The 25,998-nt window shown below is 66.0% G+C and carries 29 protein-coding genes; 12 read left to right on the forward strand and 17 right to left on the reverse strand.

The genetic code is table 11. The features are described from left to right. Positions 1-137: 137 nt before the first annotated feature. Positions 138-2,387: a serine/threonine-protein kinase gene (locus tag ACQPZ2_RS21530; RefSeq protein ID WP_433527200.1), complete on the reverse strand. Its 2,250-nt coding sequence runs from the start codon at positions 2,385-2,387 to the stop codon at positions 138-140. A gap of 57 nt (positions 2,388-2,444) precedes the next feature. Further along, a complete protein-coding gene (gene erm / locus ACQPZ2_RS21535; RefSeq protein WP_433527201.1) occupies positions 2,445-3,245 on the reverse strand; it encodes a 23S ribosomal RNA methyltransferase Erm in 801 nt (266 codons plus the stop codon). A 66-nt stretch (positions 3,246-3,311) separates the two neighbouring features. Between erm and ACQPZ2_RS21540 the strand changes: the two genes are divergently transcribed. Further along, positions 3,312-3,695, forward strand: a complete 384-nt coding sequence (locus tag ACQPZ2_RS21540; protein ID WP_433527202.1) for an NADAR family protein — start codon at positions 3,312-3,314, stop codon at positions 3,693-3,695. On the opposite strand, the gene ACQPZ2_RS21545 is transcribed toward ACQPZ2_RS21540, so the two are convergent. The 3 genes from ACQPZ2_RS21545 to ACQPZ2_RS21555 all read right to left on the reverse strand — a co-directional run bounded on the left by ACQPZ2_RS21545 (position 3,674) and on the right by ACQPZ2_RS21555 (position 6,995). Next, positions 3,674-4,912, reverse strand: a complete 1,239-nt coding sequence (locus ACQPZ2_RS21545; protein WP_433527203.1) for a hypothetical protein — start codon at positions 4,910-4,912, stop codon at positions 3,674-3,676. The two genes, ACQPZ2_RS21540 and ACQPZ2_RS21545, sit on opposite strands and share 22 nt — an antisense overlap. Positions 4,913-5,003: 91 nt before the next feature. Continuing rightward, on the reverse strand, positions 5,004-5,513 hold the full coding sequence (locus tag ACQPZ2_RS21550; RefSeq protein WP_433527204.1) for a hemerythrin domain-containing protein: 510 nt from the start codon (positions 5,511-5,513) through the stop codon (positions 5,004-5,006). A gap of 444 nt (positions 5,514-5,957) precedes the next feature. After that, positions 5,958-6,995, reverse strand: coding sequence for a hypothetical protein (locus ACQPZ2_RS21555; RefSeq protein WP_433527205.1), 1,038 nt, complete (start codon positions 6,993-6,995; stop codon positions 5,958-5,960). 72 nt (positions 6,996-7,067) lie between these two features. Between ACQPZ2_RS21555 and ACQPZ2_RS21560 the strand changes: the two genes are divergently transcribed. The 4 genes from ACQPZ2_RS21560 to ACQPZ2_RS21575 all read left to right on the forward strand — a co-directional run bounded on the left by ACQPZ2_RS21560 (position 7,068) and on the right by ACQPZ2_RS21575 (position 10,061). After that, positions 7,068-7,496, forward strand: a complete 429-nt coding sequence (locus tag ACQPZ2_RS21560; protein WP_433527206.1) for a MarR family winged helix-turn-helix transcriptional regulator — start codon at positions 7,068-7,070, stop codon at positions 7,494-7,496. A 77-nt stretch (positions 7,497-7,573) separates the two neighbouring features. After that, positions 7,574-8,653 (forward strand): NAD(P)H-dependent amine dehydrogenase family protein, encoded by a 1,080-nt coding sequence (locus tag ACQPZ2_RS21565; protein WP_433527207.1) that lies wholly within the window; start codon positions 7,574-7,576, stop codon positions 8,651-8,653. Then, positions 8,650-9,135 carry a carboxymuconolactone decarboxylase family protein gene (locus tag ACQPZ2_RS21570; RefSeq protein WP_433527208.1) on the forward strand — a complete coding sequence of 162 codons (486 nt, stop codon included), beginning with the start codon at positions 8,650-8,652 and terminating at the stop codon, positions 9,133-9,135. Before ACQPZ2_RS21565 ends, ACQPZ2_RS21570 begins: the two co-directional genes overlap by 4 nt. Before the next feature lie 99 nt (positions 9,136-9,234). Further along, a protein-coding gene (locus ACQPZ2_RS21575) for an IS5 family transposase (RefSeq protein ID WP_433520531.1) occupies positions 9,235-10,061 on the forward strand; the annotation gives its coding sequence in 2 pieces (ribosomal slippage) (positions 9,235-9,582 and positions 9,585-10,061; 825 coding nt in all). A gap of 224 nt (positions 10,062-10,285) precedes the next feature. On the opposite strand, the gene ACQPZ2_RS21580 is transcribed toward ACQPZ2_RS21575, so the two are convergent. Next, complete coding sequence (locus tag ACQPZ2_RS21580) at positions 10,286-10,972, reverse strand: hypothetical protein (protein WP_433527209.1); 687 nt, start codon at positions 10,970-10,972, stop codon at positions 10,286-10,288. A gap of 87 nt (positions 10,973-11,059) precedes the next feature. Here ACQPZ2_RS21580 and ACQPZ2_RS21585 point away from each other — a divergent pair, with 87 nt between their 5' ends. After that, positions 11,060-11,350 carry an ArsR/SmtB family transcription factor gene (locus tag ACQPZ2_RS21585; protein ID WP_433527483.1) on the forward strand — a complete coding sequence of 97 codons (291 nt, stop codon included), beginning with the start codon at positions 11,060-11,062 and terminating at the stop codon, positions 11,348-11,350. Beyond that, positions 11,350-11,739, forward strand: coding sequence for a VOC family protein (locus tag ACQPZ2_RS21590; protein WP_433527484.1), 390 nt, complete (start codon positions 11,350-11,352; stop codon positions 11,737-11,739). Before ACQPZ2_RS21585 ends, ACQPZ2_RS21590 begins: the two co-directional genes overlap by 1 nt. A 3-nt stretch (positions 11,740-11,742) precedes the next feature. Here the strand turns inward: ACQPZ2_RS21590 and ACQPZ2_RS21595 are convergent, their stop codons facing one another. Next, positions 11,743-12,663: an LLM class flavin-dependent oxidoreductase gene (locus ACQPZ2_RS21595; RefSeq protein ID WP_433527210.1), complete on the reverse strand. Its 921-nt coding sequence runs from the start codon at positions 12,661-12,663 to the stop codon at positions 11,743-11,745. Positions 12,664-12,720: 57 nt separating this feature from the next. Then, positions 12,721-13,230: a GtrA family protein gene (locus ACQPZ2_RS21600; RefSeq protein WP_040690789.1), complete on the reverse strand. Its 510-nt coding sequence runs from the start codon at positions 13,228-13,230 to the stop codon at positions 12,721-12,723. A gap of 191 nt (positions 13,231-13,421) precedes the next feature. Here ACQPZ2_RS21600 and ACQPZ2_RS21605 point away from each other — a divergent pair, with 191 nt between their 5' ends. After that, a complete protein-coding gene (locus tag ACQPZ2_RS21605; RefSeq protein WP_433527211.1) occupies positions 13,422-14,225 on the forward strand; it encodes an aldose 1-epimerase in 804 nt (267 codons plus the stop codon). A gap of 3 nt (positions 14,226-14,228) precedes the next feature. Here ACQPZ2_RS21605 and ACQPZ2_RS21610 read toward each other — a convergent pair whose 3' ends face one another. Beyond that, entirely contained in the window at positions 14,229-14,981 is a 753-nt protein-coding gene (locus ACQPZ2_RS21610) for a TetR/AcrR family transcriptional regulator (RefSeq protein WP_433527212.1), read from the reverse strand. 106 nt (positions 14,982-15,087) lie between these two features. Here ACQPZ2_RS21610 and ACQPZ2_RS21615 point away from each other — a divergent pair, with 106 nt between their 5' ends. Together ACQPZ2_RS21615 and ACQPZ2_RS21620 are read left to right on the forward strand one after the other, a co-directional pair. After that, on the forward strand, positions 15,088-16,290 hold the full coding sequence (locus tag ACQPZ2_RS21615) for a DUF418 domain-containing protein (RefSeq protein ID WP_433527213.1): 1,203 nt from the start codon (positions 15,088-15,090) through the stop codon (positions 16,288-16,290). Positions 16,291-16,309: 19 nt separating this feature from the next. Then, entirely contained in the window at positions 16,310-16,912 is a 603-nt protein-coding gene (locus ACQPZ2_RS21620) for an AAA family ATPase (protein ID WP_433527214.1), read from the forward strand. A 55-nt stretch (positions 16,913-16,967) separates the two neighbouring features. Here the strand turns inward: ACQPZ2_RS21620 and dapA are convergent, their stop codons facing one another. Next, positions 16,968-17,861: a 4-hydroxy-tetrahydrodipicolinate synthase gene (gene dapA / locus ACQPZ2_RS21625; RefSeq protein ID WP_433527215.1), complete on the reverse strand. Its 894-nt coding sequence runs from the start codon at positions 17,859-17,861 to the stop codon at positions 16,968-16,970. A gap of 72 nt (positions 17,862-17,933) precedes the next feature. Between dapA and ACQPZ2_RS21630 the strand changes: the two genes are divergently transcribed. Continuing rightward, the gene (locus ACQPZ2_RS21630) at positions 17,934-18,821 is read left to right on the forward strand and encodes a LysR family transcriptional regulator (RefSeq protein ID WP_433527216.1); all 888 of its coding nucleotides are present in this window, start codon (positions 17,934-17,936) and stop codon (positions 18,819-18,821) included. 43 nt (positions 18,822-18,864) lie between these two features. Here the strand turns inward: ACQPZ2_RS21630 and ACQPZ2_RS21635 are convergent, their stop codons facing one another. Beyond that, positions 18,865-20,355, reverse strand: coding sequence for a carboxylesterase/lipase family protein (locus tag ACQPZ2_RS21635; RefSeq protein ID WP_433527217.1), 1,491 nt, complete (start codon positions 20,353-20,355; stop codon positions 18,865-18,867). Between the two features lie 146 nt (positions 20,356-20,501). On the opposite strand from ACQPZ2_RS21635, the gene ACQPZ2_RS21640 reads away from it, so the two are divergent. Beyond that, positions 20,502-22,019 (forward strand): FAD-dependent monooxygenase, encoded by a 1,518-nt coding sequence (locus ACQPZ2_RS21640; protein WP_433527218.1) that lies wholly within the window; start codon positions 20,502-20,504, stop codon positions 22,017-22,019. 43 nt (positions 22,020-22,062) lie between these two features. On the opposite strand, the gene ACQPZ2_RS21645 is transcribed toward ACQPZ2_RS21640, so the two are convergent. The 6 genes from ACQPZ2_RS21645 to ACQPZ2_RS21670 all read right to left on the reverse strand — a co-directional run bounded on the left by ACQPZ2_RS21645 (position 22,063) and on the right by ACQPZ2_RS21670 (position 25,998). Continuing rightward, positions 22,063-22,392 (reverse strand): nitroreductase family deazaflavin-dependent oxidoreductase, encoded by a 330-nt coding sequence (locus ACQPZ2_RS21645; RefSeq protein ID WP_433527219.1) that lies wholly within the window; start codon positions 22,390-22,392, stop codon positions 22,063-22,065. Between the two features lie 62 nt (positions 22,393-22,454). Then, positions 22,455-22,853 carry an RNA-guided endonuclease InsQ/TnpB family protein gene (locus ACQPZ2_RS21650; RefSeq protein ID WP_433527220.1) on the reverse strand — a complete coding sequence of 133 codons (399 nt, stop codon included), beginning with the start codon at positions 22,851-22,853 and terminating at the stop codon, positions 22,455-22,457. Beyond that, the gene (locus ACQPZ2_RS21655) at positions 22,786-23,580 is read right to left on the reverse strand and encodes a transposase (protein WP_433527221.1); all 795 of its coding nucleotides are present in this window, start codon (positions 23,578-23,580) and stop codon (positions 22,786-22,788) included. Before ACQPZ2_RS21655 ends, ACQPZ2_RS21650 begins: the two co-directional genes overlap by 68 nt. Positions 23,581-23,689: 109 nt before the next feature. Continuing rightward, positions 23,690-24,127 carry a nuclear transport factor 2 family protein gene (locus ACQPZ2_RS21660; protein ID WP_433527222.1) on the reverse strand — a complete coding sequence of 146 codons (438 nt, stop codon included), beginning with the start codon at positions 24,125-24,127 and terminating at the stop codon, positions 23,690-23,692. Positions 24,128-24,221: 94 nt separating this feature from the next. Then, the gene (gene murQ / locus ACQPZ2_RS21665; RefSeq protein WP_433527223.1) at positions 24,222-25,118 is read right to left on the reverse strand and encodes an N-acetylmuramic acid 6-phosphate etherase; all 897 of its coding nucleotides are present in this window, start codon (positions 25,116-25,118) and stop codon (positions 24,222-24,224) included. Between the two features lie 16 nt (positions 25,119-25,134). Then, positions 25,135-25,998: a MurR/RpiR family transcriptional regulator gene (locus ACQPZ2_RS21670; RefSeq protein WP_063045086.1), complete on the reverse strand. Its 864-nt coding sequence runs from the start codon at positions 25,996-25,998 to the stop codon at positions 25,135-25,137.

Here is a 25,998-nt window from a genome sequence, read left to right on the forward strand (position 1 = left end):
ATGACAGTGCACGAGGCACTTCCAGATCACATTGTGCAGTGCCACCCGGCCCGCGTGACTCGGTTCGCGCCGGACGCGCCGCAAGACAATCGTCTGGCAATCACCGGGCTCTCGACCTGCTGATCCAGCCGGGCTGATCAGCGGGTGACAATACGTTCCAGAGCGGCGAGGTCCTGTTCGAGCATCCGGAACAACCAGTAGATGGCGACGAATGCCAGCGCGCTGCCCACACACAGCACACGCAGGGGCACGATGACCGCCGGAATATCCTCGGCGGGAATGAACGTCGCGCCCGCGACGCCGAGCAGCGGTACCGCGGCGGCGATGGCGAGGAAGTAGGTGCTGCTGCGGTCCAGTCGGCGCAATTGGACACCGTCGGCGGCGCCGAGTCCGCCGTGCGGCAGGAACATCGGGTAGATGCTGCGCACCGCATAGAAGCTGACCAGGAAATACGGGTAGGCCATGGCGATCGCGCCGCAAACGATCTGGGTGATGAAGAAGTGCACATAGGCCTCGGCGGTGAGGTGATTGCCGGAGACCTGCACCGATACCGGGACGACGACACCGGCCAATACCCATAATGCGAAGCAGGTCAACACATTTCGGCGACCGAGTTGCAGGGCCGCACTGCGGGCGCTCGCCAGCGTCGGCGCGTCGTAGGACTTGCCCTTGCGTAGCCCGCGCGAAATGGACCACAGATCGACCAGCAGCACATTGGTCACGATGATCCCGATCAGGAAGCAGATGCCGTAGGCGGCCACGGCGATCTGGTCGAAGCGCAGCTGCGCCTGCTCGTCCAGTTTGGCGATGATGAGCGTGCGATTGTGGTTGTAGCTGTACAGGATTGCCAGCGCATTCGGCCCGCCGATGGCCAGCGCCATGATGGGGTGCATGAGCACTCGGGCGCGCAATCGCCAACTGTGCGGCGGCGGGTCGACCAGGTCGCGGGCGCGCGCGTCCAGGCAGACATCGAATTGCTGGGCCATATCCGCTCCGCGCGCCCACCGCTTGTCCGGATCCGGATCGAGGGCGCGGACCAATGCGCGGCGCAGCGCGGCCGGGCAATCGGCCGGAAGATCCTGATAGGGCAGCGATCGCGGACTGCCGGAGCGGCGGTCCAACATGCCATCGAGTGCGGTGCGATCGCCGCCTGTCACCTTGTCGTCATCGAAAGGCTTACGGCCGGTGAGCAATTCCCACAGCATGACGGCCAGCGCGTAGAGGTCGCTGCGGGTATCGAGATCCGCGGCTGTCGTCGGTTTGTCCGGGTGCACGGCGGCCAGCTGCTCTGGTGACATATAGGCCAGCGAGCCGCCGAAGTAGGCGACCGGGCTGTCACCGGAGACATTGCCGCTGAAGCTGATATTGAAATCGGCGAGTTTCGGGATGCCCTCGGCGGTCAGCAGCACATTGGCCGGTTTGATATCGCGGTGCAGCACTCCGCACCGTCCGGCGTAGTCCAGTGCCTGGGCCAGTCTGCGCCCGAGCCAGGCAATGGTCTCCGGCCAGGACAGTTCGGCCAGTTCGGCGCGCACGGGGGATTCGCTGGGGCGGATCTCGCCTTTGTCGGCGAGTACGGAGTCGATGACATCGACCAGCAGTGCGCCCGAGCGTTCGGCCGCCGGTGTGTTGCGCACCCGCTCGAGCACAGTGAACAGGGTCCCGCCCGGCACGTACTGCATGTACAGCAGGCGCAGGCGGCGACTCTCCAGGACCCGCTGGTCGAAGACCCGCACGATGTAGTCGTGATCGAGCTGGGCCAAGGTCTGTGGTTCGGCGCTCTTGTCCTGGGAGATCTTCACCGCGACGAGCCGCTGCATGGAGCGCTGTCTGGCCAGGAACACTCGCGCGAACGCGCCACGACCCAGCCTGGTCATCAGGTCGAAGTCGTCGATCTGCTGGCCGACATCGATCTCGTCGAGGTTCAGCGGATCGGCGTACACAGCCAGTAGAGTGCTGCGGTAATCGTCGGTAGCCAGCATCTCCGAGAGTTGCTCGGCCTGTTCGGGATAGGCCGCGGTGTATTCCTCGACATCCACCGAACTGCCCGCGCGCCTGCGGACGTGGAATTCCTCGTAGATGAGATCCGGCGGCAGCGGCCAGGTGCGCAACTCCGGCAGGTCGTCGACGTATTGAGCGAGGCGCTTCGGCTCGGTGCCGCGCATCCACCGGTTCGCCAAGTCGACCTTGATCAGCTCGATCAGCGACACCCGGCGGATGGCGGGGGAGTCCGGTAGGTAGGCGGGCAGATCCGGAGGCGTATCGGCCGCCCGCCAGGCCTGCGCGAATCGCTCGACGACCTCGGCGACCCCGGTGCCGCGCGGACCGCTCGGCGAGCGGTCCGGAGCGACCGTCGCCCCCGGAACCGGCGGAGCGGGGTGCGCCATCTGCGCATCGTAGCTCCGCCGATACCCCGATGGCGGCCGAGTTGGGCAACTGATTTGCTAGCTCAATGCCTGGTAGAGGGTGAGCCAGCGGTCCGGCGAGACGAGGCCGACGGGTTCGTCGAGGGCGATTCCGGCCACGGTGCAGGCCGCGCGAACCTCGTTGGTCGGATGAACCCGGCGCAGCGTGGCCGCCAGGGAACCGCCGAGGCCGGAGAAGCCGAATTCCACGAGTTGGTGGTAGCCGCGGAGTTCCTTTCGTGCGAGCAGTGGTTGTTCGCGTCGGCGCAGCCGCAGGACGGCGGCATCGACCCGTGGTATCGGGCGGAAGTGGTGGCGTTCGACTCGGATGCCCAATTCCATTGTGATGGTGGGCCATTGGGTGATGGCGAGTTTGGTCCAGCGGCCGTAGTCCCCGGCGTATTTGCGGGCGAACTCGCGTTGGGTCAGTAATGTCGCCGAGCTGAGCCTCGATGCCGCGAGACACCAGCGCAATATATCGGTGCTCGCGGCGAACGGGATATTGGCGACGACCGTGAATGGGTCGCGGGGCGCGGTGATATCGCGAATATCCGCATGGTGCACTTGAATTCGGCGGTCGCTTGCATAGCGTGCACGCAGCCTCTCAGCGTAATGGCGGTCCTTTTCGTAGGCCAGGATGTGGCGCGCAGTGCTCAGCAGATGCCTGGTGAGCATCCCGTCGCCGGGACCGATCTCCACGACGAGGTCATCGGTGCCGACACCGGCCGCGCGTACCAGCCTCGCCGCGATGCCGGTATCGGTGAGGAAATTCTGTGACAGCTGCTTGCGGGTGCTGCCGGAGCGGATCCGGGCATTCGGCAGCGAACGATTGCGGGACATGGATGTCCTCCGAACGGAGTGGTCGAATCAGGAACCTGTGATTCGCCCGGACCGTGCCGGAACACTATGGGGCGCAGCCCATCTCAGTTCGATCAGAACTGGAGAAATCGATCAGACCGATCGAGGATCGGGAACAGCGCAGTGCGCGGGCAGAGGCCGGGCTGCCGCGCGGGGCCGCACGTAGTACGCGGCGACCACGCACGCTCCGTTCAAGCCAGGACTGCCTGCCATACCGGCAAACCTAGAGCACCCGGGACCTGTCCGCGACTGATTTATCGCGCCCGGCGCCAGGGCCGGGGAGCTGCGAAATTCGGTCAGCACGGAGAACTGACGCAGTACCTGCTCAGCACCCGAAGCCGAGTGCTCGTCGAGGCCAGTTCGGTCGACCGGGTGTGGGGGATCGGACCGGCGGCGAATCCTGCTGCCACTCAGGCCGAATTCACCGATTGATCGTGTTCGTCGGTCTTTTCCTCGGCGATGCAGGCGCGCCAGATCTCGGCTTCGGCATGATTGCCCTGACGTTCGAGCAGCTCGGCGAGTTCGGTCATGGCGCGTGATTCGCGACGCTCGGCCGCGGTGCGCCACCAGCGCTCGGCAGCGCCGAGTTCACCACGATTGAACAGAACGACGCCGAGGTCGTAGGCCGCGCCGGCGTGCCCGGCCTCGGCAGCCTGTGCCCACAGACCGCAGGCTTGTTCTTCCTCGCCGCGGCCGAACATGGCGACGCCGAGATCGTAGAGGGCGGCGCGATAGCCGCGTTCGCCATCCTTGGTGCGCTCCTGCGATTTGGATGGCTCGGGCTTCGGTGGTTCCGGGAGCGGGGCGTGGTCGGTATCCGCTGCCTGTTCCTGCATCACCGGAACCTGCTCGGCTACTGCCGGTTCCGCCAACCGGGCGCGCGCGGGTTGCAACGGTGTGGTCTGCTCGGCCGCCGGGAGCTCGGGGTGGGCGAATGTCGTTTGCAGTGGTTCCGGGAACCGCACCAATTCGAGGTCAGGGGGTGTCGGCTGCGGCTCGAGGAGTCGAGGCTGCTCGGGGGCAACGGATACGGCGCGCTGTGGCTGAGTCGGTGGCGTCGGCTGAGCGGATGTGTCCGGTCGCGGTTCCGCGGGTGGTGGCGCTTGGGGCGCGGCGGCAGGCGCCGGGGCGGAGTTGGCGGGCAAACTGGCGGCTTCCACCTCGATCACCAGGTTGGCGAAATTCGGCGGGCCCTCGCCGACGCTGCACCAGAGGATGATTCGGCCGGTCGGTGGTTGCTCGATGAGGATGCCGTAATTGCCCGACCAGGATTTCTGTGCGCCGAACCCGTCGACCCAGACCGGGGTCAGCGAGAACAGTGCGCCCGGATCGGTCGGGACCACCTCGAAGGTGACGCCGTCGGCGAGGGCGTCGCTCCATACGTCGACCCCGGCCAGGCGTCTGCCATCGATGCCGATGTGCCCGTCGACCACCGACAGCCCGATTCCATGTCCGCGCAGACCCGCGGGCGGTGCCGCGGACAGCAGCTTCATGGTGACCAGGATCGGCGCGGATCCGACCTGTTCGGTGTACATCGGGTAGATCAGGCTGCCGTTCCAGGTGATCGGGTCGGCGGATCGGTAGTGGGCGGCCAGCGGTAGGTTCTCCGGCGAATTCTGGGCATACCAGTGCGAATACGGTTGATTCATATCGCGCCCCGACCTTTCACCGATGCTTCCTCGCCCCTGTCTACGCGGTCCGGCCGGTAATACCGTACCTGCTTCTGATCTGGTGGCGGCTTCAGTCCCGAGCGGACCGCATGCGATCCACCGCGACCGTGCCGCCGAGAAGTTCCTCGCCCGTCCTGGTACCCATTTCGAGCTCGTCGAAAGCCTGCACGAGCCTGCGTTCCTCCCAGCGGAAGTGTGATTCCAGGATGGCGGCCAATCCATCGAGTTCGCGCCGTACGGTATCGGCATTGTCCGGCCCGATCGAGTCGAGTAGTTCGGTCAGCCTGCGCAGGATATCGGCGACCAGTTGGTGGTCGGTGCGCAGTTCGGCCAATACCGGGGCCAGTTCGGGGAATTGGCCCGCGAGTGCCGGGAACGCTGCGGTGTCCTCGCCGGTGTGGTGCCGGGTCAGCGCGGCGCAGTGCGCGCGAAGTTGCGTCGGCCGCAGCTCGGAACCTGCCGCATAGGCAGCGACGTTCACGCGTATTCGCGTGAGTTCGGTTCGCAGCCAGTCATGTATCGCCACCAGTTCCTGTCCGAGGGCGCGCGCCCGGTTTGCGTCGAGGTCCGTTGATGCCATGGATCGTCTCTCGTTCGAGGAAGACGCACGGGCCGTGCGGCTCCGCGAAGGGTGCTGGAATGCATGGGGCCTCGATGCCCCGCTCGACCTCAGTGCGAGCGCGAATGTGGACGCACGGCGGACTCCTCGATCACGGCGCCTCCATGCCGATCGCCGTCCACCCGGCGCCGCCACGCGACACATCCACGATCTTGCACCTGATAGGGGCTGCCGAGCAACTCGGTGTGTTCGAAGACGTTGCGCGCCATGCGAAATTGCAGTTCATGCCCGATCCCGCGATCGTCACGCATTTATATGTAACTCACGGTTACATATAAATCGAGTTCTGCGGAATTCGAACGCCAGAGCGGCAATGCGATCATCGTACCCGGTCCCGGACCGCGATGCGACGCGACCGCGAAAGATTCGACCCACGAGACGTGGGTCGAATCGAACGCTCAGGTGTCAGACGCCGACCGCCTCTTCCATCTCCTCTTCGGCCTCGTCGGGTCGCTGTGCACGGACGGAAGCGGCGGGCGCGGGAGAGTTGCGGCGTTCGTGTCGCGCGGCCGCCACCAGCAGTACCGCGCCGAGGGCCAGCCACACGAACAGGCTCGCGATGCGGCCGGCGAAACCCGCACCCGCGTCGAAGTACAGCAGGCTGCGGGCACCCTCCACGAAGCCCGCGCCGTTCCAGAAGGCGTGCAGCGAACCGAAGAAGCCGTTCTGCAGTTCGGGGCGGTAGATGCCGCCGGAGGTGGTGAAGTTGAGCATCACGAACAGCACCATCAGCGCGAGCGTGGTCCAGCGCTTCAGGAAGGTATGTAGTCCGATACCGGCGGTGATGATGCCCGCCGAGTACAGCCAGCCCATCGCCCAGATCGCCGCGTAATCGTGGTCGACGATATGGAAGACCGGCGCGGCCACTCCGATTCCGATGATGCTGACGACCAGCGAGGTCGCCAGGCCGATCACCGCGCGCACCCGCATAGACAGTCCGGCGCCCGCCGCACCTATCGCGGCGACGCTGCCATAGGAGCCGATGCTCAGGGCGACCAGCAGGAAGAACAGACCCTGTCCGGTGGGGTCGCCACTGGCAGTGCGGGTGATATCGGTGACCGTCATCGGCACGCCCTGCGTCCCGGCGACCTGTCGGAACACCAACTCGACCGCCATCGCCGTGGTGTCGGAATTGGCCTTGGCCACAAGCAGTTCGGGATGTTGCGCGTCTGGAATGTACGCGCCGGAGAGGGTGCGGTCGCGCAACCGCGCGATGGCGTCGTCGCGGGTGGGCAACGTGACGACCTCGAGCGCGTCACCGGCCTTGTCCTTCATGGTCTGCGCCAGCACCATGTCCCGCGCGGATGTGCCGACCACGGCCACCTTCAGATGGTTCGGCTCGGGCTGATGGAACGCGCCCAGATAGGCCAAGGCCATGCCGAGACACATCAGCAGTGGGGTCAGCAGATGTCCGGCGACATGCCGTAGCTGGTTCGAGCGCATGAAGGTCAACTCCTAATAGTTGGTAAATACAACTATTGTTGTTGTATCATACAACTGATGTATAGTGCAACCATGGCCACCGAACCGCGCACCGCGGCGATCCACGTCATCCAGCGCGAACTGACCGCCTTCGCCCGGCGCGCCCGCGGCCGCGCCTCGGAGTTGCATCCGGAGTTGTCGCTGGTGGCGTCGAGCATTCTGGATCTGGTCATCGAGCGCGACGGCTGTCAGGCGACCGATCTCGCGGACCACTTCGTGCTCGACAAATCCACGGTCAGTCGGCAGGTGGGCGCGCTGGAGCGCTTGGGCTATCTGACCCGCGAGGTCGATCCGGAGAACCGCCGCAACCACATCCTGCGGCCCACTCCGGAGGGGCGGCGGGTCGCGGGGGCGGCCGAGCGGCGGCGCCATCAGGAGTTCGCCGAGCGCTTGACGGCGTGGGATGACGCCGACATCGGGCGGTTCGCCGACTATCTGATCCGCTACAACACCGCAAAATAGCCGCGCGAATTCCCCAGCCCCACTGCGTAATTCCCATAATCGCAGTCACCGAACCAAGCGCTTGCTACGCTCACTCGATGATCCCCACGATTGTCTGGGGCACCGGTAATGTCGGCCGCGCGGCCATCCGCGCAGTCGACGCGCACCCGGCGCTGGAACTCATGGGCGTGGTCGTCCACAACCCGGATAAGGTCGGCCGCGACGCGGGTCGGCTCGCGGGGCTCGACTACGACCTCGACGTTCCGGCGGCCGCCGATATCGAGGCGGCCCTGGCCGCCGGACCCCGGGCTGTCGTGTACGCGGCTTCCGGTGATATCCGCCCCGATGACGCGCTCGCCGACATCGTCCGCGCCGTCGAGTCCGGCGCGGTCGTCGTCACCCCGGCGCTCTACGCACTCTACGATCCGCACAGCGCCCCACCCGAAATGCGCGATCCGGTGCTGGCGGCGATCGCGCGGGGCGGCGGGTCGCTGTTCGTCTCCGGTGTCGATCCCGGCTGGGGCAATGATGTGCTGCCGCTGCTCATGAGCGGACTCGGCAGCACCGTGGATGCGATCCGCTGCCAGGAGATCTTCGACTACACCACCTACGACCAGCCCGATTCGGTGCGCTATCTGGTCGGTATGGGCCAGCCGATGGACTATCTGCCGCCGATGGTGGCGCCGGGCATCCCGACGATGGTGTGGGGCGGGCAGATTCGGTTGATGGCGCGGGCGCTCGGCGTCGAACTCGAGGAGATCCGCGAAACCCTGGACCGTCGCGCGCTGGACGCCACAGTGACCACCGAGCGCATGGGTGAGTTCGCGTCGGGTACGCAGGGCGCGTTGCGATTCGAGGTGCAGGGGATCGTCGAGGGCGAGCCGCGCATCGTCATCGAGCATGTCACCCGGATTCACCCGTCCTGCGCACCGGACTGGCCGACGCCGCCGGACGGCGAGGGCGCGCACCGCGTGCTCATCGAGGGCCACCCGCGCATCGAAATCACCATCGAGGCCGCCGACGAGGACGGAAACCGTTCCGCGGGCGGCAATGCCACCGCGGTCGGGCGATTGGTGAATGCCATCGACTGGCTCGTCGCCGCCGAACCCGGACTCTATGACGCACTCGATATCCCACTGCGTCCCGCAGTCGGCAAGCTCGGAAGGAAGCATCCATGATCATCGACATCCCCGAGGGCAAGGACCCGATCGGTTACGTATGGGGCGAGATGGTGCCCGGCATCGGCGTGGCCGCCTCGAACTTCTCGCTGTCGGTGTATTCGCATTCGACCCTCGGACTGCGCGAATTCGAGGCGGCACGACTGAAGATCGCCCAGGTCAACGGCTGCATCTTCTGCCTGGATTGGCGCACCGAACGCGACGGTCGGAAGGTGGAGCCGGAGTTCGCGGACGCGGTGACCAACTGGCGCACGACCGAGTTGTTCGACGAACGCACCCGGCTGGCCGCCGAATACGCCGAACGCTACGCCACCGATCACCACAATCTCGATGACGAGTTCTGGGATCGGATGCGCGCGCAGTACAGCCAGACCGAAATCGTCGAATTGAGTATGAGCATCGGATCGTGGCTGGCCTTCGGGCGACTCAATCATGTGCTCGGGCTCGACGCGGTATGTGTATTGCCCGGGCATTCGTCGTAGGCGAATGTCTTTGTCCCAGAGATAAATAGGTATCCGGCGCGGCCGTGGCGTCTTAGAGCGTGTCTCACGTGGATCTGGGTCTGATCCTGTGATCATGTTGTGGTGGACGAACTTTCGCGGCGCCTGGTGCCGGATGAGTTGTGGGCGTTGACTGAACCGCTGATTCCGCGGTTCGAGGCGCGCCCGCAGGGTGGGGGTACCGCGCCGATGGATGATCGGGCGGTGTTCACCGCGATAGTGTTCGTGCTGACCAGCGGATGCGCTTGGCGGTATCTGCCACCGTCGTTCGGGGTCACGGTGCCCACCGCGCATCGCCGGTTCACGGCGTGGACCGAGGCCGGTCTGTGGCGGCGCCTGCATCGGGCGGTCCTCGACGAACTGGGCAGCCAAGGCTTGATCGACTGGTCACGCGCGGTCCTGGACGGGGCATCGGTCAGGGCGAAAAAAGGGGATCCATGACCGGCCCGAACCCCGTCGACCGGGGCAAGGCCGGCTCGAAGATCCACGTGATGTCCGACCGTGCCGGCCTGCCGCTGTCGGTGGCGATATCGGCCGCCAACACCAACGACGCCGACGCGCTCAAACCTCTCGTCAAAGCCGTCCCCGCGATCAAGTCCCGACGCGGACCGCGGCGACGCAAACCCACCAAACTGCACGCCGACAAGGCATACGACCATGTCGAACTACGAAAATGGGTGCGAGACAGGGGAATTACCGTCCGCATCGCTCGCAAGGGCATCGAATCCAGCAAGAAACTCGGCCGCCACCGTTGGGTCATCGAACGGTCGATCGCCTGGCTGTTCGGCTACCACCGGCTCTCGATCCGATACGACCGCAAGGCCACCCACTACCTCGGCTTCCTCACCCTCGCCGCCACACTGACCTGCTACAAGAAACTCGCGAAAGCCGGGAAAACAGCGACGTGAGACACGCTCTTAGGGTCGTGCCATGTCGTCCGCCGAGCCGAGCACAGCGCGATCGAATGCCTCGACGACTGCGAGTCCGAAACCCGCGCCCTCGGCGTCGTCCACGCACGTGATCGGATTTCGGAGGTGCGGGAACGCATCCGCGGCATGGCCGAGGATCCGACGGAGGAGGACCGTAACCGGCGAGCGGCGGCAGCACGAATTATTCAGTGGCGCTGATAGATTCAGTCCAACGGTGCCCAAGCGATGCCGTCCAGCCGGCTCCACTCGTCGCAGGCCCAGTCCCAGATGAGCTGGGCGACGGTAGCGCCATCGGTCACTGTGGCGCGGAGGCGTTGGTCGCGGACCGGGTGGTGGATTTCGAGGGTGTAGTCGATCGGAAAGTTGCGCTTGGCCCGGATGAAACTCTTTGCGTCGTTTCGCTTTTCGGCGATCAGGAACGGGGTGGCGGCCAGCAGATGAAGTTGGCGGACCCAGTCGAAGACTTCACGCTGGGTGAGTGAGGAAAATTTGCGCTCACCGCCGATATCGATCGAGGCGTAGCGGCGCATTTCGGGGCTGGTCAAGGTGTTGGTTCGCGCATCGTAGATTTCATATGCGAAACCCGCGATGAGGGCCTCGATGAGTTCGCGTACCCGCGGCGCGGCGTAGTCCATGGCGGAGCCGCGAGTCCTGCGGCGGTCCACACTGTCGGCGGCGGTCACCCGCACCGAATCTCCGGCCGCTTCGATCCGCAGCCTGGCATGCCGGGCTGCGGCCGGAATTCGGCTGTTCCAGCCGTGTAGTCCGGCGATGACGGTCTGGTAGAGGTGGTCATCGGCGGGTTGCCCGCGTCTGGATCGAAAATAAGGAAGTACGTCCCCCGGCGATGCCGCCGCGCCCGCGGGCAGCACCACGAACTCATAGCTCATCAACCCAATTTAACTCGGCCCCCGACACATTCGCCCGCCCTGTTTTCCGATCTGAACTCCACTTGATAGGCAAGTGGCTACTTGCCTATAGTGAGGGGTGTGAGCGGCGATGTCTTCAAGGCGCTGGCCGATCCCACGCGTCGGGCGATCCTCGACGAACTGGCCGATCGCGACGGCCAGACATTGTTCGAGCTCTGCGCACGGCTCACCATGGGCCATCAGCTCACTTCGAGCAGGCAGGCGATTTCGCAGCATCTGGATGTGCTGGCGGACGCCGGGCTGGTGACCACGCACCGGGACGGCCGATACAAATTCCACCATCTGAACCGAGAACCACTGCGGCGGCTCACCCACCGCTGGCTCCAGGAGGACCCATGATCCGCATCAATATCACCAGCGTTCTGGTCGACGATCAGGACAAAGCATTGCGCTTCTACACCGAGGTGCTCGGCTTCGTGAAGAAGACCGAGGTTCCGCTCGGCGAGGCGCGCTGGCTGACGGTCGTGTCGCAACAGGAACCGGACGGCGTCGAACTTCTGCTGGAGCCCGATGGCCATCCGGCGGTCCGGCCGTTCAAGGAGGCGCTGGTCGAGGACGGAATTCCGTTCACGTCGTTCGCGGTGGACGATCTGTACGCCGAGTATCAGCGGTTGCGCGGGCTCGGCGTGCGATTCACTCAGGAACCGCTCGATCAGGGGCCTGTTGTCACCGCGGTACTCGACGACACCTGCGGCAACCTGATTCAGATCGCCCAGCTGAAGAGCTGAAACTCAAGCCGTTGGGAGTAGTGCGTCCGCGAGCAGATCCAGCTGGCGACGGGCCTGCAGTGAGCCGATGCGCAGCACCAGATGCTGCGCGCCCGCATCGCGGTACCTTCCGAGCCAATGGACGCATTCCTGGGCGGAACCGCCGAAATAGGCTTGGATCGTGGACATTTCGTCCAGGGAGCGGCGGTAGTACCGGCGGACGTAGCCGTCGAGTTCGGTGCGCGCGGTGGCGGTGTCCGGGTTGATGTTGATGGTGGCGTAGAGGGCGGGGGTGATGCTGCGGGTGGTCTTTTCGCGCAGGGTGTGCCATGCGCGGGCGTAGGCGTCCGGGTCCGGTAGGAACGGCAGCCAGCCGTCGTAGTGCCGGGCCACCCGTTCGAGCACTCGAGGTGTGTCACTGCCCGCCAGCCATAGCGGGGGACCGTCCGGGCTCGCGGCGGGGAGGGTGCGGGTGAGATCGGCGAGTTGCCAGTAGCGGCCGTCGAATTCGGTTCCACCGGACCAACTCCGGCGCCAGATGGCGACCGTTTCGTCGAGTCGCCCGACGCGCTGGTCGAAAGGCACACCGACGGAGGCGAATTCGTCCCGGCTCTCGGGTAGTGGGAATCCGGCGCCGAGACCGAGGACCAACCGGCCGCTGCTGAGTTGGTCGACGGTGGCGGCGGTGTGGGCGCCGAGCAGTGGATGGCGCAATGTCGCGGTGAGTGCAGCGGTGCCGAGCTGGACGTGCGCGGTAGTCGCGGCGACGGCGGCGAGCAGCGGCAGCGGATCGACTCGGGTTCGTGCCAGCGGGGAATCGCCGATCCACACCGAATCGAACCCGGCATCCTCGGCCGCGCGCGCGAACCGGACCAATCCGGCGGCATCGTGTTCGCCGGTCATCGAGGTTTCGCGGCTGGGCAGCAGCAGGCCGATCTGTATCATACCGGCGATCTTCGCCCCCGTCGCCGATTCGGGGCAATTACCTCACAGGTAAGCGACCTACCGCGGTTCGAGCTCCGATTGGACGAGATCGTCGGGGAAGGCGTACCGCCGAAACGCCCAGTACCGGAACGCCATTGCGAGCAGCACGCCCAGAATCTGGCCGGTAATGAAGTTCGAGACGGCCTGGGTGACCGGACTGACGTGCGGCACCCGGATATCGAGCACATACAGCGCGACCGCCTGCGGCAACAGCGTGACACCGATACCGAGCGCACTGATCGCGAAGAACAGCGCCGCCTCGTGGTGCCGCTCCCGGCCGCCCCTGGTCCGGAACGACCACTCCCGATTGAGCACATACGACACGATCGTCGCGATCAGCACACCGAGCACGCGCGCGGTGAGCGGCTTCTCGCCGAGCACCGTCAACTTCAGCGCATAGACGATCCCGGTGTCGATGAACCAGGTGATCCCACCCACGACGGCGAACTTGAGCAGCTCACGCCGCTGGATCAGGTACGACCGGTACGGCTCCGGAATCCGGTCGAGCGCAAGCTGGACGAAGGACACGCCCCGCACTATATCGAGCAAATCCGTCACCTCACGTTTCCGACCGCCGATGCCGCTCTAACCCAAGCATGCCCGCGCCCGTCGCGCCAGGTAAGTCACCTCCGGTATTCGGGCGCGCCGCATCGGTCGGCGTGACCGGGCGGGTCATGGCACTGTGTCTTACCGGACCCACAATCGGAGGAGGAGCGCTCATGACCGATGCAGGTAATTCCAGTGTTGTGCTGACCGCAGGAAACGTGCAGGTGAGCATCGCGCCGGAGAATGGCGGGCGGCTGACCAGTTTGCGGGTCGGTGCGCTGGAACTGTTGCGACAGGGTGCGCGGTACGGCGCGTTTCCGATGGCGCCCTGGTGTGGTCGGATGGGATCGGGACAGTTCGGGTATGGCGGCACGTTGCATCAGATGCCGATCAACGCCGATCCGCACGCTATCCACGGCACCGCGCGCGATAGGGCCTGGCATGTCCTCAGCACCACCGAATCCACCGCCGCGCTGAGCTGCGAGCTCACCGACCCGTGGCCGTATCGTGGGCGAGTCACCCAGGAGTTCCAGCTCTCCGAGCACTCGATCACCCTCACCATGCGGGTCGAAACAGCGGGCGAACCGTTTCCGGCGCAGGTCGGTTGGCATCCGTGGTTCTTGCGAAATCTGGGCTCCGGCAAGGACATCGAGCTCGACTTCACCCCGGCCTGGCAGGAGGAGCGCGGCCCCGACTATCTGCCGACCGGACGCCGCCTTGCGCCGCAGCCCGGACCCTGGGACGACTGTTTCGGCATGCCCGATGGCACCACTGTCACCCTGACCTGGCCCGATGCCCTGCAGCTGACCATCACCAGTCCCGCCGAATGGGTCGTCGTCTTCGACCAGCAACCCGAAGCCGCCTGTGTCGAGCCACAATCCGGTCCGCCCAACGGCATCAACACCCATCCGCGGTCGGTCACCGCGAGCGACCCGTTGGAACTGTCCACCACTTGGGCCTGGCGTCTGCTCGACTGAGTTCTATGCGCCATCGATCTCGGCGGCCACGCCGTCGAGGATCAATTCCAGCGCGAATACGAAGTCCTGGTCGGCGGCATCGGTATCCCCATCCGGCGGTGATTCGAACAGCGGACTGGCGAACAGTGCGGCCGCCTCGGGGAAGCGGTCCGGGTCGACGAGAACAGCCAGCGTGCGGCGGTAGTTCCGATTGGCCTGCACCTCGTCGAGCCCCGTGCCGCGCCGAGCTTCGGTGACCTGCTGAGTGAGCAGACTCGCTTGCCGCACATGCCCGCTCACCAGCATCAGGATGCCGACCTTGGTGGCCCAGTCGAGTCCGGTGTCGGCGAGTGTGCGTAGCGCGGCATCCACCCAGCCGATCGTGTTCGGACCGCGTGGCGGCCCGGAGATCGGTAACTGCGGCAACCACGGATGCCCGGCGTAGACCGCACGCATCGCATGTGCCCACTGCCGCAGCCCGGCCCGCCACTCGGGGCGCACGGTGCCGAGATCCGGTGCCGGGCCGATGGCGAAATCGGCCATCAGCTCGAAGAGTTCGTCCTTGGAACCGACGTGGCGGTACAGCGCCATTTTCGTGAAACCCAGTGTCTGCGCGACCTTCAGCAGCGTGACCGCGGCCAGACCGGAGCGATCGGCGAGCTCCACCGCGGCGCGTACGACCCGGTCGACGTCCAGTTCCGCCGGTCGGCCAAGTCGTGCGGGTGTCGGGAGTCGCCAGAGCCTGCCCAGGTCGGCGGGCACCGCCTCGTCGGCCATGGCCTTACCTCCTCGGGATCGCCGATGCTTTTGGCGGATATTAGCCCGAGAGATAGTATATGTTGGATAGTATCCCTTGGATACTATCGATTTGCGGAGCATGCCGATGACCGATCAGCTGGTCGCCTCCAGATCCCGGGTGCACGACGTCGACGCCCTGCGCGGCTTCGCTCTGTTGGGCATCTTCATCGTCAATATCACCTTCATGGCCTCGGGTTATCCCGGGAATCTGGTGATCGACCCCGACTACACCTCCACCCTCGACGATGCCGTGCGCGCACTGTCCGAGGTGTTCGTCGATATGAAGTTCTATCTGCTGTTCTCGTTCCTGTTCGGCTACAGCTTCACCCTGCAGATGGAATCGGCGACTGCCGCGCAAGCGGCCTTCGAACCGCGGATGCTGCGTCGCATCGGAGGCCTGTTCGTCCTCGGTGTGCTGCACATCGTGTTCCTGTACGCGGGCGACGTACTCACAACCTACGCGGTCGCGTGTTCGGTGTTGTTCTGGATGCGGCGGGTGAGCGACCGAACCGCATTGCGCGTCGCGGCAATTCTGTACGGCTTGGTCGTGGCGAGCCTGCTGCTCGCCACTGTATTCATGGATGCGTCGGCCCTGCTGCCCTCAACCGCCGAGGCGCAAATCAATGCCGAGCACGCCACCCAGGCCATGCTCGGCGGCTGGGGCGACATCATCGGCGAACACCTCGACGGCCTCGGACTCCTTGTCCTGCAAGCTCTTACACTGCAGGGACCGACCGCTCTGGCCATGTTCCTACTCGGCTTGGTCGCGGGCCGCCGCAAACTGCTCGCCCACGTACACGGTGACGAACCGGTCCTGCGCCGAATCCAACTCATCGGCTTCCCCATCGGCCTCGCAGGCAGCATCCTGTTCACCATCGGCGGCGGCACCGGCCACACCCTCCCGGTAGCAATCAGCGTCGCCACCGCCCCATTCCTCACCGCCGCGTATGTCGCAACCCTGCTCCGAGCAATGCACAGCCCCCGCATGTCCTTCGCCCGCACAGCCCTGGCCCCCGCGGGCCGCATAGCCCTGACCAACTACCTCGCCCAGTCGGTAATCGGCCTACTGATCTACACCGGCATAGGCCTAGCCGCCGCCGGCACGTTCTCCCCGCTCGCGACCATGTCCACAGCCCTGCTCATTTTCACCCTCCAGTTAGCCCTGAGCGCAATATGGCTCCACTGGTTCCGCTACGGCCCCGCCGAATGGACCCTCCGCTGGATCACCAACGCCCACCGCCCCGCCTGGCGCAAAACCCCGTCCGAGCCGGTGCCGAATCAACCATGAGGCCAGCAAGAATGTCGGGGTGACGCAACGAGCGAAGGACAAACTCCTGGTGCTGGTCAACGGGCTGCCCGGCTCGGGTAAGTCGACCCTGGCGGCACCGCTCGCCCGCGAACTGGATGCGCAACTGCTCTCCAAGGACATTGTGAAAGAAGCCTTGGCGGAATGTATTTCCCGGCCCGATGCGGTGCCGTCGCTCGGTGCGATCGCGATGGAGGCTGTCTGGGCGATGGCCGCGGCGGCACCGCAGACGGCGGTGATCGACTCATGGTGGTTCCGCCCGCGCGACCTCGAGTTCGCGCGAGCGGGGATTCACCGAGTCGGCGCCGATCGCGTGGTCGAGCTCTGGTGTGACGCTTCCGCGGACACGGCGCGGAACAGGTATGCACAGCGGCAGCGGGCCGCAGTGCACAACGACGGGCTTCGCCTCGAGCGCGATTGGGACACCTGGGCCACGCATGGTCGACCGTTGGAACTGACCCCAGTTATCCATGTCGACACCACGAGGCCGACCGATATCATCAGCCTCGCCGCCGAGATCGAAACGACCGCGGCTCCAGTTCTTCCGACGGCGTCAGCGCAGCTGCCTGCAGGTGGTCAGGGATGCACGGAGGAACTCGACTGAGCGGGCCGTAGTCGCGGGGTCGTGAATCCGCTTGGTGCGCTGAGGGATTAGCGGGTCAGGCGGAGACAGTCGCGGAAAGTTGGTTCAGGGCTTCGAGGGCGGCGGAGGTTGTTTCGGGAGTGGCGGGGAGGAGGGGGAGGCGCACGGTGGGGGTGGGGATGCGGCCTTGGGCGGCCAGGGCGGATTTGATGACTACCGGGTTGGGTTCGGCGAACAGAGCTGCGGAGAGAAGGGTGAGTCGGTGGGAGAGGGTGCGGGCTTCTTGGATGGGGCCGTTGCGCCAGAGATGGATCAGGGTGGCGAAGGCGGAGGTGGCCAGGTGGGCGCTGGCGAGGATGGCGCCGGGAGCGCCGAGGGCCAGCAGCGGGGCGGCGTGCAGGTCGTCACCGGCCAGGACAGTGACGTCGGGCGGGAGGGTGGCCATGAAAGTGGTTGTGGTGTCGTCGATGCCGCCGACGGCGTGTTTGAAGCCGATGATGTTCGGGATGCGGGCGAGTTCGTGGAGGGTGTCGGGGCCGAGGGTGCGGCCGGTGCGGTACGGGATGTTGTAGACGACGAGGGGGACCGGACTGGTTGCGGCCAAGCGCCGGAAGTGGGCAAGCACGCCCGCTTCCGAGGGCCGGGTGTAGTAGGGGACGACGGTGAGTGCGGCGGTGACAGTGGACCCGAGGGCGGCGAGTGCCTCGGCCGAATCCGCGGTGGAATTCGTGCCCGCTCCGGCGATCAAGGGGGCGTTACGTTCTCGGCAGACGGAGCCGCAGATATCGAGGACGCGATGGCGTTCTGCAGGGGTCAGGGTGGCGGTTTCGGCGGTGGTGCCGAGAGCGACGATGCCGGTTGTGCCGCCGTCGAGTACCTCGTGGGCCAGGCCCGCCAGTGCGTCGGTGGCCAGGTCACCGTTGGCGGCGAATGGCGTGATCAGAGGGACGAAGAGGCCGGTGAGCGTCATGGTTTCCAGACTGACCCGCGGCAATACTTCAGGTCCAGTTCACGTTTCTTCCGTTGAGCATAAGCTGAACTGATGCTCGATGTTCGAAAGCTGCGCCTGCTGCGCGAACTGGCTCATCGCAAGACGATCGCTGCGGTCGCGGAGGCGATGAGCTACACACCGTCGGCGGTCTCCCAGCAGTTGACCGCGCTGGAGCGGGAGGCAGGTGTACCGCTGCTCGAGCGGACCGGGCGACGCGTCACTCTCACCCCCGCCGCACTCACCCTGGTCGAACACGCGGAGACGATCCTCGCGGCCCTCGAACAGGCCACCGCCGACCTCGCCGCCTCCCGCGCGGCGCTCACCGGAACGCTGCGCATCGGCGCGTTCCCGACGGCGGTCGCCACAATTCTGTCCCCGGCATCGGTCGCACTGAGCCGCGACCATCCGCGACTGGAATTGCTTGTGACAGAACTGGATCCGGCCACCGTCCCGGACGCACTGCGCACGGACACCCTGGACATCGCGCTGGTCCAGGAGTACGACTATGTACCCGCCGAACCCGATCCCGCCCTGGACACCGAGCCGCTCCTCGAGGAGACCATCTACCTGGCCGCCCCGAACGCCACACCGCTCGAAGACCACCGCGACGCCTCCTGGATCGTCGGCACCCCCGGCACGCTCTGTCACACCATGGCGATCCGGGCCTGCCAGGCAGCCGGATTCACCCCGCGGGTCCGCCATCACGTGGACGATTTCAGTACCGTCCTCGCGCTGGTCGCAGCAGGCCAGGGTGTCGCCCTCGTCCCCGGACTCGGCGCACTCACCCCGCCACCCAACGTGGTGCTCACCGCCTTACCCACCCGACGCAAGACCCACTTGGCCTACCGGCGCGGCACCGGCCGACACCCGGCAGTAGTCGCGGCCCGCGCCGCCCTACGCGCCTCCGCCACAACGGTTTCCAGCGCACTCGACAAGTAGGAGCCAGTGGCCGCATTGCTCGAGCCCGCCACCAGCCCCACCTCTAAGCGACCGACTTCCGAAGCGCCGCCAATTCGTCCCCGCGCGGATCACTCACGACACGCGACTCCGGACTGTCGAAGATCTGCACCCGCCGCGAATCCTCCTCGAAGCGCGCCCACCCCGGATCACCGGACTCGGCGAAAGCCACCCACGCCGAATGGATCTCATCCGCGAGCGGCTGCGGCGGATTGGGGCCGGTCAAGGTGTGCGCGCCCGCGAGCGCGTCGAAGACGAACGGCACCTCCAAGACGTGACAGGCACCCAGTCCCTCGATGCCGGATGACCACGCGAACTCATAGGCGAAGCTCGGCGCACCCGCGGCGGCGTTCGACTGTGCGATCCGCAGGGTGTCCGAGCGGAAGGCCCGATCGGTAATGATCGCGGCGAAGACATCCGCCGCCGCGGCCCCCGGACGATTCGCACCATAGATATCCCCGAGCGCGGGATCGAGTCCATAGCGGGTAAGAACGAAAGGCAAAGTGTCCGCAGTGATCCCGGCGGCGATACCGGTCGGAACCGTGAAGAACCGGAACTCCTCGGCGGTGCAACCCGCAATGAGCGGGACAGCCCGCTCCGGTTGTGCGGCAAGCACTTTGACGGGTTGACCTTCGACGACCTCACCATCGATCACCGGAAGCAGACTCATGATCCCCATCCCGTTGGCGATGATCGACGATCCCCATCGCGCCGGATCCGGATCGTTCATCAGCGCGAGCGCGAGCGCGTCCTGCGCCGCGCGCAACTCATCGGGCCCGAGTTCACCGAAATCCGCCGCAGTGGGGCTGACTCCGACACTCGTGGCCAATTCTCCGGCGAGTTTGCGCGCGTCCTCGACGGCCACCGCGGCGGATCCGTTGCCGCTCTGCATGATCGCCTGCCGGAACAACCCGCGCGAAAGCGGCGAGGCCATCAGCGTCGCCACACTCATTCCGCCCGCCGACTCACCGAATACGGTGACCCGGTCCGGATCCCCACCGAAGGCCGCGATGTTCTCCTGCACCCATCGCAGCGCGAACAGTTGATCGTGTAATCCACGGTTGAGCGGTGCATCCGGCACCGCCGCGAAGCCGGATATGCCGAGCCGGTAGTTGATCGAGACCAGCACGACCCCGTCGCGCGCGAACGCCGCACCGTCGTAGATCGCCCTGGCATTGGAACCCCGGGTGAATGCGCCGCCATGGATCCACACCATGACCGGCAGTCCGGCACCGCCCGCATCCGGTGTCCACACATTGACATTCAGGTATTCATCGCCCGGTATCCCGTCACTGCCGATCAGAGCGTGGATCGGCGGAGGATAGGGGCTCTGCACGCAAGTCGCGCCGTGGGTGAGCGCATCACGAACCCCCTGCCACTCCGGCACCCGCTCCGGCAGCCGGAAGCGCGCTGCCCCGACCGGTGCCGCGGCGTACGGCACTCCGAGAAATGCACTGACCCCGGCGGTCGTCCGGCCGCGAATCTTGCCGCCGGTGACGGAAACAATCGGTTCCATGAGTCTCCTTCGCTCGACTCGATTCTCTACGCAGTACCCGGCCCCGGACCACAGTTTCGAGCACCTCGCAGAACTTCCGGCGCGATGCAAGGCGCGTGCAAGGCGACGTAAGCCCGCCGCAACCGCCCATCGGCAGAGTCGAGTTCATGAACGAGACATTCGATGTGATCGTCGCCGGTGCCGGACCGGTCGGACTGATGCTGGCCTGCGAACTTCGCCTCGGCGGCACCGAAGTGCTGGTGGTCGAGCGGCTGACCGAACCCGATGTGACCATCAAGGCCGGTGCGATCAATGTGCCGACGGCGCAGGCCTTCTACCGTCGTGGCATGCTGCCCGACCTGCTCGAGCAGCAGCACGCGACGGTCCAGCGCATCCGCGCAGCGGGCATGGTCCCGAAGGCCTCGGGCCAACGCCTGCCGATCGCCGGGCATTTCGCGGGCATCGTGCTCCGCGCGGACGAAATCGATTTCGACGACCCGGTTTTCGCCGAACTCGGCCCCGGCGCCGAGGCGGTGCTGGTGGCCCAGCAGGCCATAGAGGCGATCCTGACCAGGCGCGCCACCGAACTCGGGATCGAGATCAGGCGCGGTGCGGCGTTGACCGATTTCAACGAAAGCGGAACCGCTGTCACCGTCCACCTCGGTGACAGCACCGTCCGCGCGAATTGGCTCGTCGGCTGCGATGGCGGCCACAGCACAGTCCGCAAGCTAGGCGGATTCGACTTCCCGGGACTGGACCCTGAGATCACCGGCCATCAGGGGGTCGTCGACATGATCGGCGCGGAGAGCGTGCGGCCGGGTTGGAACACCACCCAGACCGGGATCTATACCAATGGTCCGATACCGGGCCGGATCGTGACCGTGGAACTCGACGGGCCGCCCGCCGATCGGACAACGCCGGTCACCGCGGTCGAATTGCAGGCCAGCCTCCGCGCGGTGTCGGGCGTGCCGGTCGAGATCACCGCCGTGCATTCGGCAACTCGGTTCACCGACAACACCCGGCAGGTCACCGACTATCGCAAGGGCCGGGTGCTGCTCGCCGGCGATGCGGCCCATGTGCATTCGCCGTTCGGCGGGCAGGGCCTCAATCTCGGCATCGGCGATGCGGTCAACCTCGGCTGGAAATTGGCGGCAGTGGTGCGCGGCGATGCGAGCGAAACCCTGCTCGACACCTACACCGCCGAACGGCATCCTGTCGGCGCATGGGTGCTGAAGTGGACCCGCGCACAGGTCGCGCTGATGCGACTCGACCAGCGCAGCAAGGCATTACGCGAGGTAGTGACCGATCTGCTCGGCACCCGCGACGGCAGCACCGCGATCTTCAAGAGGATCGCCGGTGTGCTGCACCGCTACGACCTCGGCGGTGACCACCACTTGATCGGCGCGGTCGCGCCGGATATCGAACTGTCCGACGGCAGTCGGCTCGGTGCGCATTGCGCAGATGGCCGGGCAATCCTGCTGGATCTGGCCGATTCCGCTGAGCTGCGGACGATCACCGCACCGTGGTCGGATCGAGTGCGCGTGGTGACCGCGAAACCCGTTGCACCACGAGATCTTTCCGCGATGCTGATCCGACCGGACGGCTACGTCGCCTGGGCCGCGGATTCCGGCGAGCGCGATGGACTTGGCGAAGCGCTGCGCCGCTGGTTCGGCGACAAATCCTGATCGGCTGGTGCCGGTCCGGTCACCATCGACCGGACCGGCAGCATCAGGCCTCTTGGCGATACACCGCCACAACCGGAATCACCCGGGAGGTCTTCGCTTGGTACTCACCGAATCCCGGCATGATCTCGACCATCCGCGCATACAGTTCGTCGCGTTCGGCACCCGTCACCACCTCGGCTTTCGCCGGATAGCTCTCGGTGCCGAGTTCCACGGTGAATTCCGGATTCGCGCGCAGGTTGTGGTACCAGGCCGGATGCTTGTCCGCACCGCCGTTCGAGGCGATGAGCACGATCCGCTCGCCGTCCGGGAGGTAGACCAGCGGGCTGGTGACCTGGCGGCCGGATTTGGCGCCCGTCGTCGTGATCAGCACCATCGCCGCACCGCGATCACCTGCGCAGTCAACTTCTCGGTCCGTAAGGGCCGAGCTTGCAGCTCTCACCCACACCTGGCTGGCGTGGGCTCGGCCGCGTCGTCGGCAGCGTGACTCACTGCCCAGCCCGCGACACCGCGTGCGGCGATGTTGCGGGCTGCGTTCACGTCAGCGTGTTCAGCGAAACCGCACGACGTGCATAGGAAAGTGGCTTGGTTCGGCCGGTTCTTCTTCGACGCATGCCCGCACCCTGAGCATTGCTGGGAGGTATACCTCGGGTCGACGTAGGTGACGGGGATCCCGGCGCGTTTCGCCTTGTAGGCGATGTAGGTGCCCAGTTGCGCGAAACTCCAGGAGTGCAGCGTGACCCGCTGGGGCTTGCGTAGCCGTACCCTCTCACGGATGCCGCCCAGGTCTTCGAGGGCGATACCGCGCGAGGTGCGTTGAGCCTCGGTCACGATCATCTTGGAAAACACGGTGGTTGGTGTCGGCGGCAAACCGCTTCTCGCGGCCGGAAACCTTACGCAGCAACCGCTTCGCGGATTTCGTTCCCTTCCGTTGCAGGCGTTGGCGGATGCGCCGGTTGCGGTGCCGGACCTGGTGCAGGTGTTTCCCGGCGTAGCGAGCGCCGTCGCTGGTGGTGGCGATGTTTGCGATGCCCAGATCCACCCCGAGGAACCCGCCAGCCGGGGTGATGGGTTCAGCTTCGGGGACCTCGCAGGTCGCGTACAGGTACCAGTGCCCGCCCCGATACACGAGGTCGGACTCGCCGCATCGGTAATCGGTGAGCATCTTCGCCTGTTGCGGGGAGCAGGCGAACGATATGTCCTTGACCCGCCCGTTTACGGTCCAGATGGATACGGTGCGGGCGTCGAGCTGCCAGGACAGGCAGCGATCGTCGAATGGTTGCGCCGCGTCCTTGCGGAACCGGATCGGTTCAGCTTCAACACGTTCGCGGCGTTTCGACCCGGCCGGGCCGTAGTTCCCTGCCGCCAGGTTCGCTCGCAGGGTGGTGTAGGCCCCGGCGGCTTTGCGGATGCAATGCAGGGCCGGCTGTGCGGACACTCCGAGCTTCTTGATGCCCGCGTACGTGAGCCGTTGCAGAGGCTGCTTGCCGATGATGCCGGTGTCGAACGCGGCACGAGAAACATGATTGGCCACCCGGTTGCACAGCTTCAGCGTCTCCCACAATGCGGACGCGGCCGCCGCATCCGGGAGCAGCTTCACCTGCACGACAAGCTTCACCCCCACACACTAATAGCCGATCGAGGCTCCCGAATCCGGGAGCCCCCATTCGTATTCAGGCGGTGCCCGGCGCGACGAACATGAAGCTCTTCTCCTCGACACGCTGCTTGATCCGCCATCGGCCGTCGACGCGGACGAAGGTGTCGTGATACCAGAGCCCGCACAGCATCAGACTCTGCTGGCCTTCGCCGGTCGCGACCAGCATCGGGTTGTGACACATGGTGCGCCCGGTGGCGCTGTCACCGTCGACGGTGATGGACGAATTGCTGATCAGATGTTGGAACGCAAGGAAGTTCGGCATCACGGTCGCGAGGAACTTCTTGGTGGATTCGAGATCACCGACCGCGCCGCCCATGGCCGAATAGTCGATATGCGCATCCGCGGTGAAAATCTCGTCGAGCAGATCCCACTGTCGGGTGTCGACCGCATGTGAGTACCGGACCATGAGGTCCTCGATCTCCAAGCGGTCGGAAATCTCCTGCAGGGACAGCATCGCGCCTCCGAATTGCCGACACATCGTTCCGCCGGGGCGCGGAACTGTGGGTCAGGGTAGCGGTTGGCCGCATGCGGATTCGGCGAACGGAATATCAGTGCCGCACCGCGTCGCGCACCTGCCCGTCCGCATCGTGGAGCAGTGCCCGGGCCGCCGACGCGTCGACTCCGGCCAGGCGCATGACGATGGCGGTTTTCACGTGACCATCCGCTGCGTCCAGTAGTGCCGCGGCGGTGGCGGGGTCGGCTCCCGTCGCCTCGGCGATGATGCGACGGGCACGGTCGACGAGTTTGGCATTGGTGGGCTTCACATCCACCATCAGGTTGCCGTAGACCTTGCCCGCCCGCACCATGGCGGCGGTGGAGAGCATATTGCACACCATCTTCTGTGCCGTGCCCGCCTTCAACCGGGTGGAGCCGGTCAAAACCTCAGGGCCCGTGTCGATTTCGATGCCGACATCGGCGTGTGCGCTGGCTTCGGCGTTGCGGTTGCACGAGATCGCGACCGTCGCGGCACCGACCGAGCGGCCATACCGCAGCGCACCGACGGCGTAGGGGGTTCGGCCACTGGCGGCCAGTGCGACGACGACATCGTCACCGGTGAGTGCGACGGCGGACAGGTCGGCGACGGCCAGCGTGGGATCGTCCTCGGCACCTTCTACGGCCCGAAGGAAGGCTTCCGGTCCGCCCGCGATTATGCCGAGGACCTCGCCGGGATCGGTGCCGAAGGTCGGTGGGCATTCGACCGCGTCGAGCACTCCGAGGCGGCCACTGGTGCCCGCGCCGATGTAGATCAGTCGACCGCCGCGCCGACGCGCCGCGACGATCAGCTCGACCGCCCGCACGATCTCCGGAATCACCTGCGCCACAGCGGAAGCCAAACCCGCATCCTCGGCGTTCATGGTGCGCAGCAGCTCGTCGATCGGCATCGAATCCAGCGCGGTGGTGTGCGGATTCGACGCTTCGGTGGTCAGCGAACCGATTTCGGTCACCGCGGCACCGGGTGATTCATTCGGCCTCCTTGGTTCGGCGATCGGCAACCGCCTCGTAAGTTCGCCGCAGCGCCCTGGCCGCCGACGGCGTGCGTTGCAGGACGCCGACATACAGTGCGTCGACGATGAGGAGCTGACTCATGCGACTCGCCATGGCCGCGGAACGGAATCCGTCCTCGCGTCCGGCCACGAGCACCGTGTGCGCGGCGGCATTCGCAAGTCCGGATCGCGCTCCCGCCGTCACGGCGACCGTGGTCACGCCCGCGTCGGCGGCCCGGCGCACGGCCTCGACGATCGCGGCGGTTTCGCCCGAATGCGAGAACGCGACGGTTACATCACCGGCCTGGAGCAGGCTGGCCTGAACCAGCGCGTCATCCTCGGACGTGCACGCGCCGCACCACATTCCGATGCGGGTCAGCTTCTGCGCCATATCCATCGCGACGAGTCCGGACGCGCCGATACCCACCAGGTGCACCCGTCGCGCGTCCACCAGTGCGTCGACGACGGCCTCCATGGTCGCCGGATCGGCGAGTTCGGCGGTCGCCATCATGCCCTCGGTTTCGAAGGCGGTGAGTTTGTGCAGCACCTTCGACAATGCGTCGTCAGCGTCGATATCGGTGGCGAATACCGGCGAGCTGTCATCGCCGCCGACCGCGGCCATTGCGAGTCGCAGCTGCGGATAGCCTTCGTAGCCGAGGGTTTTCGCCAGCCGGACGACCGCGGAGGTGCTGGTCGCCGACCGGTCGGCGAGTTGGCTCACGGTGAGCTGTGCGGCGGCGGCCGGGTCGTGCCGGATCACCTGCGCGACGCGCAGTGCGGTCGGGGTGAGTCGTGGCAGTGCCGCCAGCAGGCGAGTCCGTACGTCATCAACCTCGGGCAT

Origin of the sequence: Nocardia pseudovaccinii (assembly GCF_050942345.1) — a bacterium.
In the GTDB taxonomy this organism is placed as follows: domain Bacteria; phylum Actinomycetota; class Actinomycetes; order Mycobacteriales; family Mycobacteriaceae; genus Nocardia; species Nocardia pseudovaccinii.